The following is a 17,254-nucleotide window of genomic DNA, read 5'->3' on the forward strand; positions in this document are numbered from 1 at the left end:
GCGCCAGACAGGCTTAGGCTCTAGGCGGCGCCCGACTTAGAAGATTGAGACGGACATGGCCGTTCCGAAGCGCAAAGTATCCCCCTCGCGTCGCAACATGCGCCGCGCCCACGATGCCCTGACCTCCAACGTCTATGTTGAGGACAAGGACACCGGCGAGCTGAAGCGCCCGCACCACATCGACCTGAAGACCGGCACCTATCGCGGTCGCCAGGTCATCACGCCCAAGGAAGACTAGGTCTTCACCGACAGCGGCCATGGGCCGAACGAGAATATATACGGCGCGCGGTGATCCGCGCGCCGTTTTCGTGCGTTCCCGGCAGTGAAGCTTCATTTGGAGATCGCTGCATTATGATTCGTCTCACCGCCGTCAGCGCCTGCGCGCTTTTGACCCTCGCCGCCTGTGGGCGCGACGACCGCCCGGCCGCGCAGGCTCCAACGGATGCAGCCCCTGTCGCGATGGCGCCGGCGGCTCAGGCGCCGGCGGCCCCTGCCGCCGATCCCAATATCCTGACCGCCGAGGGGCTTGGCGCGGCGCGGATCGGCATGAGCAAGGCCGATCTGATCGCGGCCTGGGGCGACCGGGCGAATCCGAAGTCTGTCAGCGGAGCCGAGCCAGAAGTCTGCGACCAGTTCCATCCATCGCGCGCGCCCGAAGGCGTCAATGTGATGATCCAGGACGGCAAGCTGACGCGAATCACCCTGATGCGCGACGCCAGGATCAAGACCGACCGGGGATTCGGCTTGGGCGATACGGCCATGGCGATCAAACAGGCCTATGGCGGTTCGATCTTCGCCGAGCCGCACAAATATCAAGCCGCGCCGGCCGAGGATTTGTTCGCCTGGACCCGCGGCGGCTCGGCCAGCTACGTCACAGATCCATCCGCGCGCGGTGTCCGCTATGAGATCGGCACGGACGGCAAGGTCATCATGATCCATGCGGGCGATCCGACGATCCAGCTGGTCGAGGGTTGTTCCTGACCTGACGGCGCACGGCGGCATTGGCCTTTGGCGGACGGGCGGCTAAACCCGTCTGACTTCACTTCCGCCTTGAGCCAAAGAGCCGAGCCATGACCGACATCGCCGACATCGTCGCCCGCCAGATCCTCGACAGCCGAGGCAATCCGACGGTCGAAGTGGATGTGATTCTGGACGACGGCTCGTTCGGCCGGGCCGCCGTGCCCTCGGGCGCCTCGACCGGCGCGCACGAAGCCGTCGAACTGCGCGACGGCGACAAGGAGGTCTGGGGCGGCAAGGGCGTTCAGAAGGCCGTCGACGCCGTGAATGGCGAGATTTTCGACGCCCTGTCCGGCATGGACGCCGAAGACCAGCGCCGCCTGGATGAGGCGATGATCGAATTGGATGGTACGCCCAACAAGGGCCGTCTAGGCGCCAACGCCATCCTGGGCGTGTCGTTGGCGGCGGCCAAGGCCAGCGCGATTTCGTCGGGCCTGCCGCTGTATCGCTACATCGGCGGCGTCTCGGCCCGCGTGCTGCCCACCCCGATGATGAACATCATCAACGGCGGCGCCCATGCCGACAATCCGATCGACATCCAAGAGTTCATGATCCTGCCGACGGGCGCAGAGACCTTCACCGACGCCCTGCGGATGGGCACGGAAATCTTCCATGCGCTGAAGACGCAGCTGAAGGACGCGGGCCACAACACCAACGTCGGCGACGAAGGCGGATTCGCCCCCAATCTGGCCTCGGCGGAAGAGGCGCTGAGCTTCATCACCAAGGCGGGTCAGGCCGCCGGCTATCTGGCGGGCGAGGACTTCCACCTGGGTCTGGACGTCGCCTCGACCGAGTTCTTCAAGGACGGCAAATACCTGATGACCGGCGAGGGCAAGACCGTCGATGCCGACGGCATGGCCGCCTATCTGGTCGATCTGTGCGAGCGCTTCCCCATCGTCTCCATCGAGGACGGGATGGCCGAGGACGATTTCGATGGCTGGCGACTGCTGACCGAGCGCCTGGGCGACCGGGTTCAACTGGTCGGCGACGATCTGTTCGTGACCAATCCCGCGCGTCTGGCCGCCGGCATCGGCGAGGGGCTGGCCAACTCGATCCTGATCAAGGTCAACCAGATCGGCACGCTGTCGGAGACGCTGGATGCGGTCGATATGGCCCAACGCGCGGGCTATACGGCGGTGATGAGCCATCGGTCGGGTGAAACCGAGGACTCGACCATCGCCGACCTGGCCGTGGCCACCAACTGCGGGCAGATCAAGACCGGCTCGCTGGCCCGTTCCGACCGGGTGGCCAAATATAATCAGCTGCTGCGCATCGAAGAGATGCTGGGCGACCAGGGCGTCTATTTCGGCGACGGCATGCTGTTGAAGTAGGCGTTGGAAATATCGGCGGAGAATCAGCGTTCTTCGCCGACTTTCTTACGGTCAAGCTACATTTCGTTAGGCATTTTCGGGCACGGTCCATGAACTGTGTTCTTGCGCTCAGAAGGAGCGTCATAAGTGCCCGAACGGATGAAACCTTACCGCGTATCCTGTGCCCTGATGCTTTTGCTCGCCTATCTCGGCGTGCAGGCTTTGACGGGCGAGCGCGGGCTGCTGAGCGGCGCCTCGCGCGATGCGCTTCTGGATCAGCGCGAGACTCAGCTCGCGCACCTGGCCGAACAGCGGCGCGACCTGGAGACCAGGGTCCGATATCTGCGTACTGACAGCCTGTCGCGCGATCTGCTGGAGGAACGCGCGCGGGCCGTGTTGGGCTTTTCCGACCCGCGCGACTATGTGATCCGCGTGTCGGCTCCGCCTACGCAGGGCTGAACCCGCCCAGGCCACTTGAACTATTGTTACAGCCCGGCCCGCACCCCTTTGCGTTCCGGGAAGGAAGGCTGCTAAAGCCCGTTTCCGTAACGATAAGAAGGCGTCGCTTCCCGGCGCCTAGCCGGGAGATACCGGATGGCGAAAGCCCCAGCCAAATCCGCTCAGACGACCACGCCTGACAAACTGCCCAATACGCCCACGGCGTCCAAGGAAGACCTGCTTCGCTTCTATCGCGAAATGGTTCTGATCCGCCGCTTCGAGGAACGCGCGGGTCAACTGTACGGCATGGGTCTGATCGGCGGCTTCTGCCACCTGTATATCGGCCAGGAGGCCGTGGCGGTGGGCGTTCAGGAGAGCGTCAAACAGGGCCACGACAAGATCATCACCGGCTATCGCGACCATGGCCACATGCTGGCCGCGGGCATGGATCCGAAGGAAGTCATGGCCGAGCTGACCGGCCGCAGCGGCGGCTCGTCCAAGGGCAAGGGCGGCTCGATGCACATGTTCGACGTGCCGACCGGGTTCTATGGCGGTCACGGCATCGTCGGCGCCCAGGTGGCGCTGGGCACCGGCCTGGCCTTCGCCGGTAAGTATCGCGGCGACGATTCGGTGGCCTTCGTCTATTTCGGCGACGGCGCCTCGAACCAGGGGCAGGTGTACGAGAGCTTCAACATGGCGCAGCTGTGGAAGCTGCCGGCCATCTACATCATCGAGAACAATCAGTACGCCATGGGCACGAGCATCGAACGCTCGTCCTCGACCACGGAACTGTACCAGCGCGGCGCCAGCTTCGGCATTCCGGGCGAACAGGTGGACGGCATGGATGTTCTGGCCGTGCGCGACGCCACCGCCCGCGCGGTCAAGCGCGCGCGTGAAGGCGGCGGCCCCTTCATTCTGGAAGTGAAGACCTATCGCTATCGCGGTCACTCGATGTCCGACCCGGCGAAATACCGCACGAAGGAAGAGGTCGACGAGGTCAAGAAGACCCGCGACCCGATCGATCACCTGAAAATGCTGCTGTCGGCCGCCAAGGCGACCGAAGAGGAGCTGAAGGTCATCGATAACGAGATCAAGGCGATTGTCGCCGAGGCTGTGCAGTTCGCGCAGGAAAGCCCTGAGCCGGATCCGTCCGAGCTCTATACCGACGTCTACGTGGAGGCGTAGGTGATCTTATTGGCTCTTCTCCTCGGCCAGATTGCCACTTCAAATCAGGCCGAGCCAACATATGTCGTTGTAGAGGGTGTAGAATTGGAGACCCTAGAGCGTTGCGATCCACAGGTCTGTACCGGGCAAGCATTGACCCAGGTTATTTACAACCCATCTCAATCTACTCCCGAACTAGCCTATCAGGTGAGTTATGAGAGGGGGCGCGTCGACCCGCCATGGAGCAGCATTGATCTGATTTTCCAGTTTAAGCTCGTTGGTTGCCAGTCCCCAGACTCGGTTAAACTCTTCATGGGTGAGTCCAACAGCGAAATTCCGCTGTACGAGCGCTCCGAGTCATACTCGACCAGCTTCTTTCCCGGCATCTATGCTACGGACGACCAGCCAATCGTTTTCAAGATTGAGGGCGACGGCCCGGCATGCAGCGGTCGCGGCGAAATACCAGCCAACTACATAACCTCACTGAAAACCTGGGCGAACACCCTGGAACAGCGGCAACCGCTGAATGGAGAGCCCGTTCAATGACCGACATTCTGATGCCGGCGCTGTCCCCCACGATGGAAGAGGGCACGCTGACCAAATGGCACATCAAGGCGGGCGACGCCGTGTCGGCCGGCCAGGTGATCGCCGAGATCGAAACCGACAAAGCCACGATGGAAGTCGAAGCTGTCGACGAAGGTGAAGTGCTGGAAATCCTGGTGCCCGAGGGTTCCGAGAACGTGAAGGTCAATACGCCTATCGCGCGTCTGGCGGGAGAAGACGGCGCTGCCGCGCCCGCGCCCAAGGCCGCTGAAACCGACGCGCCCAAGGCCGCTGTAGAAGGCAAGACCGGTGATCCTGAAAAGGCCCCGGCCCAGACCGCGACGCCCAAGGTCGAGCTGCGCGACCCGGAAATCCCGTCGGACGCCAAACTGGTCAAGACGACTGTGCGCGACGCCCTGCGCGACGCCATGGCCGAGGAAATGCGTCGCGACGACCGCGTTTTCCTGATCGGCGAGGAAGTGGCCCAATACCAGGGCGCCTATAAGGTCAGCCGCGACCTGTTGCAGGAGTTCGGCGACCAGCGCGTCGTCGACACCCCGATCACCGAGCACGGGTTCGCCGGCCTGGGTGTTGGGGCGGCCATGTCGGGTCTGAAGCCGATCGTCGAGTTCATGACGTTCAACTTCGCCATGCAGGCGATCGACCACATCATCAACTCGGCCGCCAAGACGCTCTATATGTCGGGTGGTCAGATCAAGGCGTCCATCGTCTTCCGTGGCCCCAACGGCGCCGCCAGCCGCGTCGGCGCCCAGCACAGCCAGGACTATTCCGCCTGGTACGCTCAGGTTCCGGGCCTGAAGGTCATCGCGCCCTATGACGCGGCTGACGCTAAGGGCCTGCTGAAGGCCGCCATTCGCGACCCGAACCCGGTCGTCTTCCTCGAACACGAAATGCTGTACGGCACCGAGTTCGACGTGCCGGAAGTCGACGACTACGTCCTGGCCATCGGCAAGGCCAAGGTGCGTCGCGAAGGCAAGGACGTCACCATTACGGCCCACGCCCGCATGGTCGGCTTCGCGCTCCAGGCCGCCGAGAAGCTGGCCGAGGAGGGCATCGAGGCCGAGGTCATCGACTTGCGCACCCTGCGTCCGCTGGACCATGAAACCATCGTCGAGAGCGTCAAGAAGACCAACCGTCTGGTCTCGGCCGAAGAGGGCTGGGGGCCGATGGGCGTCGGCGCCGAGGTCGTGGCCCGCGTGATCGAACACGCCTTCGACTATCTGGACGCCCCGCCGCTGCGCGTGCACCAGGAAGACGTGCCGCTGCCCTACGCCGCCAATCTGGAAGTTCTGTCGCTGCCGGGCGTGGACAAGATCATCGCGGCCGTGAAACAGGTGATGGCATGACCGAGGCGTCGGAGTTCATGCTGAAGACGCCGGACAGCGTCGCGGCTGATCCCGAGGCTATCGAACTGCTGCGGATGTGGTGGTCGAAGGAAGAGCCAGTGATGGCGGTAAAGCCCGCCTTCAACGATCCGATCCAGTTCGGCCGTCTGTTGGCGTATGCAGCGCGCCACATGGCTCACGGCTACGCCGTGCGCCACAACCACGATGAAACTGCGGCCTACCACCGCATCCTCGAAGGCCTCAGCGAAGTGGTGAAGGCGAACGACGTTCGCTCCGTCGCCGAGCCGACAACGCAAACCGGGGGGAACGCCTGATGACCGATATCCTGATGCCGGCCCTGTCTCCGACCATGGAGGAGGGCGTTCTGGCCAAGTGGCACGTCAAGGTCGGGGACGTCGTGTCCGCCGGAGACGTGATCGCCGAGATCGAAACCGACAAGGCCACGATGGAAGTCGAGGCTGTGGACGAAGGCGAAGTCACCGACATTCTGGTCGCCGAGGGCACGGAAGGCGTGAAGGTCAACACGCCCATCGCCCGCCTGAAGGACGAAGGCGGTGCCGCTGCGCCCAAGGCTGCAGAGGCGCCTGCGTCCAAGCCGCAAGAGGCCGCCAAGGTCGAGCCCGCGCCCGCCGCCGAGGCTGCGAAGCCTGCGCCAGCGTCCGCCGCGCCGAAAGCCGACAGCGGCGAACGCATCTTCTCTTCGCCCCTGGCCCGTCGCATCGCCGCCCAGAACGGCGTCGATCTGAAGTCGATCAAGGGCACAGGCCCGCACGGCCGCATCGTCAAGCGCGATGTCGAGGCTGCCGGCAAGGGTTCGACCCAGCCTGCCGCGGCCGCATCCGCATCGACGGCCGCCAGCGCCGCAGCCGAACCGCGCAAGGCCCAGTCGCTGGCGCAGATGGGCATTCCGGACGGCAGCTACGACCTGATTCCGCTGGACGGCATGAGAAAGGCCGTCGCGCGTCGCATGGTCGACAGCATCCAGAACGTGCCGCACTTCCCGCTGTTCATCGATGTCGAGATCGATCAGCTGATGGCTGTGCGCGCCAAGGTCAACAAGATGCTGGAGCCGCAGGGGATCAAGGTCTCCGTCAACGACTTCGTCATCAAGGCGGCGGCCCTGGCCCTGAAGGCCGTGCCGGAGGCGAACGCCTCCTACACGCCCGAGGGCATCGCCATGCACCACAACGCCGACGTCTCCATGGCCGTGGCCATCGACGGCGGTCTGATTACGCCGATCATCAAGAAGGCCGAGACCAAGGGGCTGGCGCAGATCGCCACCGAATCCAAGGACCTGGCCAAGCGCGCCCGCGAGCGCAAGCTGAAGCCGGAAGAGTTCCAGGGCGGCACCTTCTCGGTGTCCAATCTGGGCATGTTCGGCATCAAGCAGTTCACCTCGATCATCAATGAGCCGCAGGGCTGCATCATGAGCGTGGGCGCGGGCGAGCAGCGCGCGGTCGTCAAGGACGGCCAGATCGTTGCGGCCACCGTGATGACCGTGACCCTGACCTGCGATCACCGCGTGGTGGACGGGGCGACCGGCGCCCGCTTCCTGCAGGCGTTCAAGCCGCTGATCGAAGATCCCGTCGCGATGCTGGCTTAAGGGAGGAGAGGGGTCATGACTTCGGTTTATGACTTCTCCGCCCGCGCCATCGACGGCACGGACGTCTCGCTGGACCGCTATCGCGGGCAGGCGCTGCTGATCGTCAACACGGCGTCCAAATGCGGTTTCACCGGCCAGTACGACGGTCTGGAGGCGCTGCATCGGGATTTCGTGGGTGCGCCGTTCGAGGTGCTGGGTTTTCCCTGCAACCAGTTCGGCAATCAGGAACCGGGCAGGGCGGCTGAAATCGCCGCCTTCTGCGCCACCAGCTTCGACGTGACATTCCCCCTGTTCGACAAGGTGGAGGTCAACGGGCCGAACCGGCATCCGCTCTATGCCTGGCTCACCAGCCAGAAGCGCGGCTTTCTGGGCTCCCAGGCCATCAAGTGGAACTTCACCAAGTTCCTGACCGACCGCGAGGGCAGGGTGGTCGCCCGCTACGCCCCGCAGACTGAACCCTCGGCCATCAAGGCCGACATCGAGAAGTTGATCTGATCATGGCTGCTGAATTCGATCTCGTCGTCATCGGCTCGGGCCCCGGCGGTTATGTCGCCGCCATCCGCGCCAGCCAACTGGGCCAGAAGGTCGCCATCGTCGAGCGCGAGAATCTGGGCGGCATCTGCCTGAACTGGGGCTGCATCCCGACCAAGGCCCTGCTGAAGTCGGGCGAGAAGTTCGAGAGCCTGTCGCACCTGAAGGAATACGGCCTGTCGGCGTCCGGCGCGTCGTTCGACTTCGACGCCATCATCCAGCGCTCGCGCGGCGTCGCGGCGACGATGAACAAGGGCGTCGCCTTCCTGATGAAGAAGAACAAGATCGAGGTGATCGAGGGCTCGGCCAAGCTGGAGAAGGGGGCCGCTGCGCCCAAGGTCGTCATCGCGCTGACGGCCGGCGGTTCGCGCACGGTCGAGGCCAAGTCGGTCATGCTGGCCGTCGGCGCCCGCGCCCGCGCCCTGCCGCAGATCGGACTGGAAGCGGATGGGGACAAGATCTGGGCCTATCGCGACGCCCTGGCCCCGAAAAAACTACCCAAGTCGTTCGTCGTCATCGGCTCGGGCGCCATCGGCATCGAGTTCGCCAGCTTCTATCGCGCCCTGGGCGCCGAGGTGACGGTCGTCGAGGCGGTCGAACGCATCATGCCGGTCGAGGACGAAGAGGTCTCCAAGGCGGCGCAGAAGTCGTTCGAGAAGCGCGGGATCAAGTTCAAGGTCGGCGCCAAGGTGACGAAGGTTTCCAAGAGCGCGTCTGGCGTCAAGGTCGACGTCGAGATCGGCGGCAAGGCCGAGACGCTGGAGGCCGAGGTCTGCATCTCGGCCGTCGGCATCACCGCCAACACCGACGGCATCGGCCTGGAGGCGCTGGGCGTCGAGCTGGACCGCGGCCACATCAAGACCGACAGCCACTGCCAGACCAATCTGCCCGGTCTCTATGCCATCGGCGACTGCGCCGGGGCGCCCTGGTTGGCGCACAAGGCGTCGCACGAAGGCATCCACGCCGCCGAACACATCGCCGGCTACAAGACGCCGAACGTCCATTCGCCCATCGCCGGCTGCACATACGCCCAGCCGCAGGTCGCCTCGGTCGGCATGACCGAACAGGCCGCCCGCGCCGAGAAGCGCGAGGTCAAGATCGGCCGCTTCCCGTTCCGCGTGAATGGTAAGGCCGTGGCGGCGGGCGAGGTCGACGGTTTCGTCAAGGTGATCTTCGACGCAAAGACCGGCGCCCTGATCGGCGCTCATATGATGGGGCACGAAGTCACCGAGATGATCCAGGGCTTCGTCACCGCCATCACCATGGAGGCGACGGAGGAGGACATTCAGGGCATCGTCTATCCGCACCCGACCATGTCGGAAGCCATGCACGAGGCGGCGATGGACGCCTACGGACGTGTCCTGCACCTGTAGGCTTGGCCGGACGCTGATCGGGCAGGACAGCGGCGGATTGTCGCGCTAGCCTCGCAACCTAGCGAGGAGGGCGTCGATGCGATCGTTGTTGAGAAGCCGCGTGGCGGGCGAACACGCCCGCGTCGGGTTCGTCGAACTGTTTTTCGACCTGGTCTTCGTCTTCGCCATCACTCAGGTCAGCCATGGCCTGCTGGCACATCTGACGCTGCTGGGCGCTCTACAGGCGGCGATGCTCCTGGCGGCCGTCTGGTGGGCCTGGGTCTTCACCTCCTGGGCGACCAACTGGTTGGACCCCGAACGCGAGCCGGTGCAGATCGCGCTGTTCGTTCTGATGGGGATCGGCCTGGTGATGTCGGCGGCCTTGCCGCACGCCTTTCAGGAAAACGGCCTGGTGTTCGCTCTGGCGTTTGCCGGAATCCAGGTTGGGCGCACCGCCTTCATGACGTGGGCGATGCGCGACGATCCCAGCCTGCGTCTGAACGCCCTTCGTATCCTGATCTGGCTGGTCGCCTCGGCCGCGCTGTGGATCGCGGGCGGTCTGGCGGAGCCTGATCAGCGGCTGTGGTTCTGGTTGGCGGCCCTGACGGTCGAATATGCGTCGCCGGCGCTCTATTTCTATGTTCCGGGGCTTGGGCGTTCGCGGACCGACGACTGGACCATCGAGGGCGGCCACATGGCCGAGCGGGTGGGCCTGTTCGTCATCATCTGCCTGGGCGAGACGCTTCTGATCTCCGGCGCCACCTTCGGCGGTCTGGACTGGTCGTCGGGCGCGGTCTGGGCGGCCTTCGTCTCGGCGGTTCTGTCCACGGTCGCCATGTGGCGGCTGTTCTTCAGTCAGGCGCACGAATCCGCTTCGGACGCCATCATGCATTCCGACGACCCTGGTCGGATGGCGCGGCGCGCCTATACCTATTCGCCGATCCTGGTGATTGCGGGCATCATCGTGGTGGCGGTCAGCGACGAGCTTGTGCTGGCCCATCCGAGCGGAAACGTCGCGACAGCGACAGCCCTGACCTTGCTGGGCGGGCCGATCCTGTTCCTGTTGGGGACTGCGGTGGCCAGTTGGGCGATCTGGCGCACGGTGGCCTGGACCCGGCTGGTCGGTTGCGTTGTCCTGGCGACCGGCTGGCTGGTCCTGCCGTGGGTGACGCCGCTGATCCTCAGCATCGCCACGACCGTCGTGCTGATCGCGGTGGGCCTTTGGGAGACCGTGCGGCTGGGCGACGCCAAGACGCCCGTCTGAGCCTTCGTCAGTCCGCCTTTTCCACGAAGCTGTCGATCACCCGCTTTTCCCCAGCCTTTTCGAAATCCACCAGCAGCTTGTTGCCTTCGATGACGCGGATGTTTCCATAGCCGAACTTCTGGTGGAAGACGCGTTGACCCTTCGTCCAGCCCGAGCTGGATTTGGGATCGGCGGTGGCGATCAGGCGGCCGTCGCCCTCGATGACGGCCTTGCGGGCGGGCACGCGCGCGGGCGTCTGGGCGGCGGTGAAGCTCTGGGCGCGTTTCCAGCCGGGCGAGGAATAGCCGCTGCCGAAAGAGGGCGCGTCGTCCCAGCGGCTCTTGGCCTCCTTCATGCCGGTCGAGGCGCCGTAATAGCCGGTGTCGGACTGCGGATCGACGTGGGCGATGGGCAGTTCATCGACGAAGCGGCTGGGTAGTTGCGAGGTCCAGCGGCCATAGACCAGACGGTTGGCCGCAAACGAAATCCGCGCGTCCTGCTTGGCCCGGGTTACGCCGACGTAGGCCAGGCGGCGTTCCTCCTCCAGACCCTTTTCGCCTTTTTCGTCGATGCTGCGTTGGGAGGGGAAGACGCCTTCCTCCCAGCCGGGCAGGAAGACCAGCGGGAACTCCAGCCCCTTGGCGCCGTGCAGGGTCATGATCTGCACCGCCCCGTCGCCGTTCGGATCGTCGCCCGCGCCGCGGTCCAGGTCCATGACCAGCGAGACATGCTCCAGATAGGCCTGAAGCGTCTCGAATTGCTGCATCGACTGAACCAATTCCTTCAGGTTTTCCAACCGGGTCTGGCCGCTGGTCCGGTCGGCCTTCTGCATGTCGGCATAGCCGCTCTCTTCCAGTACGGTCTCCATGACCTGCCAGTGCGGCGTGGTCTCCGACAACTGTCGCCAGCGGTCGATGTCGCGCACGAAGTTGGACAGGGCCGTGCGGGTGCGGGCCTGAAGCTCGTCGGTATTGATCAGGCCGCGCACAGCGGTCAGGGCCGACAGATCGTGCTGGCGGGCCAGTTGCAGGATTTTCTGCACCGACGTGTCGCCGATACCGCGCTTGGGCGTATTGACGATCCGCTCGAACGCCAGATCGTCGTCCTCGGACAGGATCAGCCGCAGATAGGCGTGGGCGTCGCGGATTTCGGCCCGTTCGAAGAAGCGCGGCCCGCCGATGACGGTATAGGGGATGGCCAGCATGACCAGCCGTTCCTCGAACGCCCGCATCTGGAACGAGGCGCGGACCAGAATGGCCATGTCCTTGTATTTCAGACCCGGCTCGCCCGCATGGGGACGCCGCGCGGTCTCGATCTCGTCGCCGATCAGCCGGGCCTCGGCCTCGCCGTCCCAAACGCCGCGCACCCGCACCTTGTCGCCGCCGTCGTCCTCGGTCCACAGGGTCTTGCCCAGCCGGTCGCGGTTCGCGGCGATCAGGCCGGACGCGGCGCCCAGGATGTGGCGGGTCGAGCGATAGTTCCGCTCCAGCTTGACGATCTTGGCGCCGGGGAAGTCGCGTTCGAACCGCAGGATGTTGTCAACTTCGGCCCCGCGCCAGCCATAGATCGACTGGTCGTCGTCGCCGACGCAGCAGACGTTGCCTGTCGAGGCCGTCAGCAGCCGCAGCCACAGATACTGGGCGACGTTGGTGTCCTGATATTCGTCCACCAGGATATAGCGGAACCGGCGGCGATATTCCTCGGCCAGATCCGCGTGCTGCGACAGGATGGTGATATTATGCAGCAGAAGGTCGCCGAAGTCGCAGGCGTTCAGCGACCGCAGCCGCGCCTGATAGGCGGCGTACAGCCCCTGGCCCTTGCCGTTGGCGAAGTCCTCGCCGGCCGGCAACTTTTCAGGCGTCCAGCCCCGGTTCTTCCAGTGGTCGATCAGGCCCGACAGCGACTTGGGCGTCCAGCGTTTGGTGTCGATATTGGCCGCTTCCAGCAGCTGCTTCAGCACCCGTTCCTGGTCGTCGGTGTCCAGGATGGTGAAGCTGGATTTCAGCCCGACCAGTTCGGCATGGCGACGCAAAATCTGGGCGGCGATGGAATGGAAGGTGCCCAGCCAGCGCAACCCTTCCGCTGACGGGCCGATCAAATGGGTGATCCGCTCGCGCATCTCGCGCGCGGCCTTGTTGGTGAAGGTGACGGCCAGCAGTTCCCACGGCTTGGCGCGATCCGTCGCCAGTATATGGGCCAGACGGGTGGTCAGGACGCGCGTCTTGCCCGTGCCGGCGCCCGCCAGCACCAGCACAGGCCCCTCAGTCGTCTCGACCGCCTCGCGCTGTTCCGGGTTCAACCCGGCCAGATAGTAGCTAGCCTGCGCCCCCTCGGGCGCGCGAGCGCGGGCCAGGTCGGAAATACGGGGGGCGGGAAGGTCGGTCACAGGTGAAGAACTATCCGTCATTCAGGGTATCTGGCAGAATCGAGAGCGGAACATAAGGGGACCGCGAGGCAATGTCAGGGCCGTCGCCGCAATGAAAACACGGAACCTGCCGGTTCGACGGCCGGTTCCCCCATTGCGATGCAAACCACGACCAAGATCAACAAGGCGACGCCGCACCGGCCGCGAACGGCGGGTCACAGAGGCTGGATCGCTTTCGCAGTCGGAATGACGGCCATGTTCGCCTTGCTGACGATCTGGGTCGTGCTGGTCGAGATGGGCGGGGAGCGCCGTTCGGAGACGGGCCTCATGGCGCAACGGGCGCAGGCCAGCGCGCTGAACTCGCAAAACGCCTGTCAGGACGGGGCTATTTCAGACTGTAGGTGATCGTCGTCACCACACGGACCTTCTTGTCGATGGAGGCGGCTTCATTGTCGCCAGAGCCGTCACGGGGCAGGATTTCGAACGATCCCTGCGTCGCCTGACGGATCGGCCCCAGCGGCGTGCCGCTGTCCTTGGCGAACTGTTCGGCGCCGGTGCGGGCGGCGGCTGTGCCTTCGGCGATCATCTGCGGCCGCACGTCGTTCAGCTTGGTGAAGATGTAGGACGGACCCTGGAAGTCCTGCAGCACCACGTCCTGGCAAACCAGGTCGTTCAGGGCGCGGGTCGTGGCCTGGACGCGGGTCACATCGTTCGTTCGCACCACCACGGTCTGGGCCAGGATGAAGCGCGGGCCGCCATTCTGCGAGGCGTATTCGCGCGACCGGGTATCGGCGACTTCCAGCCGCCCCAGTTCGATGGCCGATGTCGGATAGCCCTGGCCGGCGAGAAAGCGGCGGACAAGCCCCAGGTCATTGTCGATCTTGCCCTGCACTTCGGACAAGACATCGCCTGAGGCGGTGAACCGAAGCGGCAGGACCGCCAGATCGGCCTTCACGTTCCGTTCGGACAGGCCGCGCACAGTCACCGTGCGGTCGCCGGCGCGCGCATGGATCACGCCCTGACCGATCAGGGCGCCCGCCCCGATGAAGCCCAGGGCGAGCAGTCCGCCGAACAGGGCGGCGGGAACCAGTCGATTGTCGCTCATGATCGCATCTCCATCCGTCGGAGATTAGGCCGCCCGGCCGTTGTCCGCCACCCAGTCCAGCGCCAGCAGACGACAGGCCGAGGCCAGAGGGCGTCGCCCGCGCCCGGCGTCGATCTCGGCCAGAAGCTGGGCCTTGCTGAGGCTGCGCGCCGCTGCGATCCGATCCAGCACGGCCCAGAACTCTGGCTCGAGCGCCACCGACGTCGCATGGCCCGCCAGGGCGACGGAACGCTTGGCCAAGCCGCTCAACGCACGGACTTCAACACGATCTCCGCCGATGTCGGCGCGCCATGGGTCAGGATGGAATGACGGGTGTCGGTCGTGAAGACCAGGGCGCCGGACGGATCACGGATCTCGGCGCGGACCGCATAGGTGTGACGCGGATCGATTTGCGACGTCGGGAAACCCAGCGTCACGGAATAGGGAGGCCCGCCCGTCAGGGTCTCTCGCGTTTCAGCCAGAACCTTGGCGGGGGCGTCCGCCAGGCTGACGTCCTCGACCCGCACCGTCAGCACATGACCGGGCGGCAGCATGATCCGCTCGCGATACAGGGCGGTGACGGTGACGACGGTCGTGCCGGTTGCGACGGGCGGGGGGGCTTCGCCCGGCGTGGCGCAGGCGGCCAGAACCAGGGCGGCGGGAAGAACGAAGGCGGCGTTTCGCATGGCGATCTCCTGTTGAAGGTCCAGCATGTCACACTCGGGCGCAAGACGTGAGGGGCCAGAGGGCCTTGGGGGTGATAAGCGGATCGCGCCTGCCTGGAGACCGCGCTTGAGCCGACCCTTCGCCATCGCCGCCATCGCCGCCTGCGCTCTTATCTGGGGCACGACCTGGTATGCGATCACCCTGCAACTGGGGCCCGTGGATCCGGTCGTCTCCATCGTGTGGCGCTTTGGTCTGGCCGCGGTGGTCCTGTTCGGCTTCTGCGCCCTGACGCGTCGGCCGCTGCGCCTGACGCGGCGCCAGCATATGGCGGCCATCGGCCAGGGCGCCTTTGTCTTCGCGATCAGCTACGGATTTGTCTATGCGGCGGAAGAACAGATGGCGTCGGCGGTCGTGGCGGTCATCTTCGCGGCCCTGGCCTTCGTGAACCTGATCCTGTTCCGGGTCCTGGCGGGGCAGAAGGCGGCGCCGGGGGCCTGGCTGGGCGCGGTGTGCGGCGTAATCGGGGTCGGCGTCCTGTCATACGGGCAGATGACCGCGAACGGGGCGGGACTGAATCCGGGACTGGGCGTGGCCTTCGCCATGACGGCGGTGATGGCTTCGGCCTTGGGCAACTGGTTCGCCTGGCGTTCGCAGCAGGCAGGCGCGCCGGTTCTGCCGGCGACGGCATGGGCGATGGCGTACGGCGCGGCCATGCTGGCCCTGTATGGCCTTGCGACGGGGGTGACATGGCGGATCGAGCCGACGCCGGCCTATCTGTTGTCGCTGCTGCATTTGTCGCTGTTCGGCTCGGTGATCGCGTTCGGCCTGTATTTCACCATCGCCCGCCAGAGGGGATATGCGCTGGCCAGCTATATCTCGGCGCTGACCCCGCCCATCGCCATGCTGGTGTCCGTGTTGTTCGAGGGGGCGCGTTTCGGCTGGAGCGCCCTGGTCGGCCTCGCCCTGGTGCTGGCGGGGCAGGTGATGCTGATCCGCGCGCCCAAGATCTGAAGATCAGTCGCCGCCGCGCGTGTCCCGCTTCTTGCCGTCAAGCAGTCGGGCGGCGCGGGCCTGCGCCATATCGGCGGACTGTTTCTCGGCCTTGGTTCGACCGTGAGCAACGCGATTGGCGATGGCATCGGCCTTCTGATCCGCCTTGACGCGGGACTTCCGGGCGCGGTTCAGATTGACGATCTCGCCCATGGTCAGGTTTTCGGAGTTTCCGGCTTGGATGGCGTGGCGGATGGGGCCGGCGCGAGGACGGCCGGCACCTCGCTTTCATCGACGTGGGTCTGTGGAATGAAGGGCTGGTCAGACTGTTTCTGATCCAGGCGGGTCCAGGCGTCCGGTCCGCGACCGCGCTGGCGGCCCAGTTCGAACATGGCGGACATGGTTTCCTGATCGAACTTCAGGCTTGAGGCTTCCACATTGTCGGGAATGGCCGACAGCGACATGTCCAGGCCGTTCCGCTGGGCGAAGGCCGTGGTGATCGCCAGATGGGTGCGTAGCGAGGCCTTGCTCATGCTGTCATAGGTGCGCGCCAGTATGCCCGACAGGCGGCCGGGCGTGACGCCGTCGTTGCGACCCGTCTGTCCGTTGACGATGACGTAGAGGGCGCCCACCCGCCCGGCGTCCCGGGAGCGGGTCCATAACATCAGGTCTTCGGGAATGGCCAGGAAGGGCGTGTTGACCCCGCCGTCGACGTGCATCTCCAGCACCACCTTGTCGTCGTCCTGAAGTCCGGCGATCAGGACCGGCGGGAAAACGCCGGGGATGCTGGCCGAGGCGACCAGCACCTCCTTGAACAGCTCGCGGGCATTCTCGTCGCCCTGGCTGGCCAGCAGGCCCATGTCCCAGATGACGGTCTGTTCGCTGTCGAGGTCTGTGGTGGCGACCAGCAGGCGGCGGCCCTTGGCGTGTTCGCGCGCCACCGCACGCAGCAGTTCGGGCGTGACATTGTCGTCAACCAGTTTGCGCAGGACCTGGGACGAGAACAGGCTGGGGTTCAGAAAGGCGGCGAAGCTGCGCCAGCTCAGGATATTGCTGGCTCCGCCGCTGGTATAGGCTTGGCGCAGTTCGTCGTCCCAGTCCGAGCCCAGGAAGGCGAAGGGGGCGGCCAGGGCGCCGGTGCTGACGCCGGTCACGACGTCGAAGGTGGGGCGGTCTCCATGCTCGCTCCAGCCCGTCAGCAACCCCGCCCCATAGGCGCCGTTGGCCCCGCCGCCCGACAAGGCCAGAATCGTGGTGGGATGATCGGGTCTCAGACGACTGGCGATTTCCTGGGTGAACGCCTGCAACTGCGCCTGGTCGTTGCTGCGGATGCGAGGATCCTCGGCCTTGACCAATGTGCCTTCGACGATCCTGAGCGGACCCGTCGGCCGCTCCAGCGTACCGCACGCCGTCAGCGTCAAGGCCATGACGACGCCGAAAAGACCCGACCCGATCCACCGCATTCGCAGAGTTCCAGTGTGTATGAACGATCGTCACATACAGACTTGCGGGTGCGACCGCCAGACGCAATCCCGATTTCGAAGCGGCGCTGTTTGAAACCCCAGGCGCAGGGTCACGTTC

General features: G+C 65.2%; 20 protein-coding genes. 14 read left to right on the forward strand and 6 right to left on the reverse strand.

The window, feature by feature from the left end:
* The first annotated feature begins 55 nt into the window (after positions 1–55).
* The 12 genes from rpmF to P0Y50_11580 all read left to right on the forward strand — a co-directional run bounded on the left by rpmF (position 56) and on the right by P0Y50_11580 (position 10,589).
* Positions 56–238, forward strand: a complete 183-nt coding sequence (gene rpmF / locus P0Y50_11525; protein ID WEK39171.1) for a 50S ribosomal protein L32 — start codon at positions 56–58, stop codon at positions 236–238.
* Between the two features lie 113 nt (positions 239–351).
* Positions 352–981: a hypothetical protein gene (locus tag P0Y50_11530; GenBank protein ID WEK39172.1), complete on the forward strand. Its 630-nt coding sequence runs from the start codon at positions 352–354 to the stop codon at positions 979–981.
* Between the two features lie 89 nt (positions 982–1,070).
* The gene (gene eno / locus P0Y50_11535; GenBank protein WEK39173.1) at positions 1,071–2,348 is read left to right on the forward strand and encodes a phosphopyruvate hydratase; all 1,278 of its coding nucleotides are present in this window, start codon (positions 1,071–1,073) and stop codon (positions 2,346–2,348) included.
* A gap of 126 nt (positions 2,349–2,474) precedes the next feature.
* Positions 2,475–2,786 (forward strand): septum formation initiator family protein, encoded by a 312-nt coding sequence (locus P0Y50_11540; GenBank protein ID WEK39174.1) that lies wholly within the window; start codon positions 2,475–2,477, stop codon positions 2,784–2,786.
* A 135-nt stretch (positions 2,787–2,921) separates the two neighbouring features.
* Positions 2,922–3,950 (forward strand): pyruvate dehydrogenase (acetyl-transferring) E1 component subunit alpha, encoded by a 1,029-nt coding sequence (gene pdhA, locus P0Y50_11545; GenBank protein WEK39175.1) that lies wholly within the window; start codon positions 2,922–2,924, stop codon positions 3,948–3,950.
* Positions 3,951–3,959: 9 nt separating this feature from the next.
* A complete protein-coding gene (locus P0Y50_11550; protein ID WEK39176.1) occupies positions 3,960–4,475 on the forward strand; it encodes a hypothetical protein in 516 nt (171 codons plus the stop codon).
* Complete coding sequence (locus P0Y50_11555) at positions 4,472–5,839, forward strand: pyruvate dehydrogenase complex E1 component subunit beta (GenBank protein ID WEK39177.1); 1,368 nt, start codon at positions 4,472–4,474, stop codon at positions 5,837–5,839. Before P0Y50_11550 ends, P0Y50_11555 begins: the two co-directional genes overlap by 4 nt.
* Entirely contained in the window at positions 5,836–6,153 is a 318-nt protein-coding gene (locus P0Y50_11560; GenBank protein WEK39178.1) for a DUF5076 domain-containing protein, read from the forward strand. The genes P0Y50_11555 and P0Y50_11560 overlap by 4 nt, the downstream gene beginning before the upstream one ends.
* Complete coding sequence (locus P0Y50_11565) at positions 6,153–7,442, forward strand: pyruvate dehydrogenase complex dihydrolipoamide acetyltransferase (protein ID WEK39179.1); 1,290 nt, start codon at positions 6,153–6,155, stop codon at positions 7,440–7,442. The genes P0Y50_11560 and P0Y50_11565 overlap by 1 nt, the downstream gene beginning before the upstream one ends.
* Before the next feature lie 15 nt (positions 7,443–7,457).
* Positions 7,458–7,937, forward strand: coding sequence for a glutathione peroxidase (locus tag P0Y50_11570; protein ID WEK39180.1), 480 nt, complete (start codon positions 7,458–7,460; stop codon positions 7,935–7,937).
* Between the two features lie 2 nt (positions 7,938–7,939).
* The gene (gene lpdA, locus P0Y50_11575) at positions 7,940–9,346 is read left to right on the forward strand and encodes a dihydrolipoyl dehydrogenase (GenBank protein WEK39181.1); all 1,407 of its coding nucleotides are present in this window, start codon (positions 7,940–7,942) and stop codon (positions 9,344–9,346) included.
* A 76-nt stretch (positions 9,347–9,422) separates the two neighbouring features.
* Complete coding sequence (locus P0Y50_11580; protein WEK39182.1) at positions 9,423–10,589, forward strand: low temperature requirement protein A; 1,167 nt, start codon at positions 9,423–9,425, stop codon at positions 10,587–10,589.
* Positions 10,590–10,596: 7 nt separating this feature from the next.
* On the opposite strand, the gene P0Y50_11585 is transcribed toward P0Y50_11580, so the two are convergent.
* A complete protein-coding gene (locus P0Y50_11585; GenBank protein WEK39183.1) occupies positions 10,597–12,975 on the reverse strand; it encodes a UvrD-helicase domain-containing protein in 2,379 nt (792 codons plus the stop codon).
* Positions 12,976–13,092: 117 nt separating this feature from the next.
* Between P0Y50_11585 and P0Y50_11590 the strand changes: the two genes are divergently transcribed.
* On the forward strand, positions 13,093–13,338 hold the full coding sequence (locus tag P0Y50_11590; protein WEK39184.1) for a hypothetical protein: 246 nt from the start codon (positions 13,093–13,095) through the stop codon (positions 13,336–13,338).
* On the opposite strand, the gene P0Y50_11595 is transcribed toward P0Y50_11590, so the two are convergent.
* The 3 genes from P0Y50_11595 to P0Y50_11605 are packed head-to-tail and all read right to left on the reverse strand — an operon-like array spanning position 13,319 to position 14,730.
* Complete coding sequence (locus P0Y50_11595; GenBank protein ID WEK39185.1) at positions 13,319–14,038, reverse strand: SIMPL domain-containing protein; 720 nt, start codon at positions 14,036–14,038, stop codon at positions 13,319–13,321. The two genes, P0Y50_11590 and P0Y50_11595, sit on opposite strands and share 20 nt — an antisense overlap.
* Before the next feature lie 24 nt (positions 14,039–14,062).
* The gene (locus P0Y50_11600) at positions 14,063–14,287 is read right to left on the reverse strand and encodes a ribbon-helix-helix domain-containing protein (protein ID WEK39186.1); all 225 of its coding nucleotides are present in this window, start codon (positions 14,285–14,287) and stop codon (positions 14,063–14,065) included.
* Complete coding sequence (locus P0Y50_11605; protein ID WEK39187.1) at positions 14,284–14,730, reverse strand: YbaY family lipoprotein; 447 nt, start codon at positions 14,728–14,730, stop codon at positions 14,284–14,286. The genes P0Y50_11600 and P0Y50_11605 overlap by 4 nt, the downstream gene beginning before the upstream one ends.
* A gap of 79 nt (positions 14,731–14,809) precedes the next feature.
* Here P0Y50_11605 and P0Y50_11610 point away from each other — a divergent pair, with 79 nt between their 5' ends.
* Positions 14,810–15,694, forward strand: coding sequence for an EamA family transporter (locus P0Y50_11610; protein WEK39188.1), 885 nt, complete (start codon positions 14,810–14,812; stop codon positions 15,692–15,694).
* A gap of 3 nt (positions 15,695–15,697) precedes the next feature.
* On the opposite strand, the gene P0Y50_11615 is transcribed toward P0Y50_11610, so the two are convergent.
* Together P0Y50_11615 and P0Y50_11620 are read right to left on the reverse strand one after the other, a co-directional pair.
* Positions 15,698–15,886 (reverse strand): DUF4169 family protein, encoded by a 189-nt coding sequence (locus tag P0Y50_11615; protein ID WEK39189.1) that lies wholly within the window; start codon positions 15,884–15,886, stop codon positions 15,698–15,700.
* 2 nt (positions 15,887–15,888) lie between these two features.
* Positions 15,889–17,136, reverse strand: coding sequence for a patatin-like phospholipase family protein (locus P0Y50_11620; GenBank protein ID WEK39190.1), 1,248 nt, complete (start codon positions 17,134–17,136; stop codon positions 15,889–15,891).
* Between the last annotated feature and the right edge of the window lie 118 nt (positions 17,137–17,254).

It is taken from the genome of Candidatus Brevundimonas colombiensis (genome assembly GCA_029202665.1).
Taxonomy (GTDB): domain Bacteria; phylum Pseudomonadota; class Alphaproteobacteria; order Caulobacterales; family Caulobacteraceae; genus Brevundimonas; species Brevundimonas colombiensis.

Bases quoted from the DNA above. Each gene is read 5' to 3' on its own strand.
- rpmF (WEK39171.1), top strand. From the start codon at position 56: ATGGCCGTTCCGAAGCGCAAAGTATCCCCCTCGCGTCGCAACATGCGC.
- P0Y50_11530 (WEK39172.1), top strand. From the start codon at position 352: ATGATTCGTCTCACCGCCGTCAGCGCCTGCGCGCTTTTGACCCTCGCC.
- eno (WEK39173.1), top strand. From the start codon at position 1,071: ATGACCGACATCGCCGACATCGTCGCCCGCCAGATCCTCGACAGCCGA.
- pdhA (WEK39175.1), top strand. From the start codon at position 2,922: ATGGCGAAAGCCCCAGCCAAATCCGCTCAGACGACCACGCCTGACAAA.
- P0Y50_11555 (WEK39177.1), top strand. From the start codon at position 4,472: ATGACCGACATTCTGATGCCGGCGCTGTCCCCCACGATGGAAGAGGGC.
- P0Y50_11560 (WEK39178.1), top strand. From the start codon at position 5,836: ATGACCGAGGCGTCGGAGTTCATGCTGAAGACGCCGGACAGCGTCGCG.
- P0Y50_11565 (WEK39179.1), top strand. From the start codon at position 6,153: ATGACCGATATCCTGATGCCGGCCCTGTCTCCGACCATGGAGGAGGGC.
- P0Y50_11570 (WEK39180.1), top strand. From the start codon at position 7,458: ATGACTTCGGTTTATGACTTCTCCGCCCGCGCCATCGACGGCACGGAC.
- lpdA (WEK39181.1), top strand. From the start codon at position 7,940: ATGGCTGCTGAATTCGATCTCGTCGTCATCGGCTCGGGCCCCGGCGGT.
- P0Y50_11580 (WEK39182.1), top strand. From the start codon at position 9,423: ATGCGATCGTTGTTGAGAAGCCGCGTGGCGGGCGAACACGCCCGCGTC.
- P0Y50_11585 (WEK39183.1), bottom strand. From the start codon at position 12,975: ATGACGGATAGTTCTTCACCTGTGACCGACCTTCCCGCCCCCCGTATT.
- P0Y50_11590 (WEK39184.1), top strand. From the start codon at position 13,093: ATGCAAACCACGACCAAGATCAACAAGGCGACGCCGCACCGGCCGCGA.
- P0Y50_11595 (WEK39185.1), bottom strand. From the start codon at position 14,038: ATGAGCGACAATCGACTGGTTCCCGCCGCCCTGTTCGGCGGACTGCTC.
- P0Y50_11605 (WEK39187.1), bottom strand. From the start codon at position 14,730: ATGCTGGACCTTCAACAGGAGATCGCCATGCGAAACGCCGCCTTCGTT.
- P0Y50_11615 (WEK39189.1), bottom strand. From the start codon at position 15,886: ATGGGCGAGATCGTCAATCTGAACCGCGCCCGGAAGTCCCGCGTCAAG.
- P0Y50_11620 (WEK39190.1), bottom strand. From the start codon at position 17,136: ATGCGGTGGATCGGGTCGGGTCTTTTCGGCGTCGTCATGGCCTTGACG.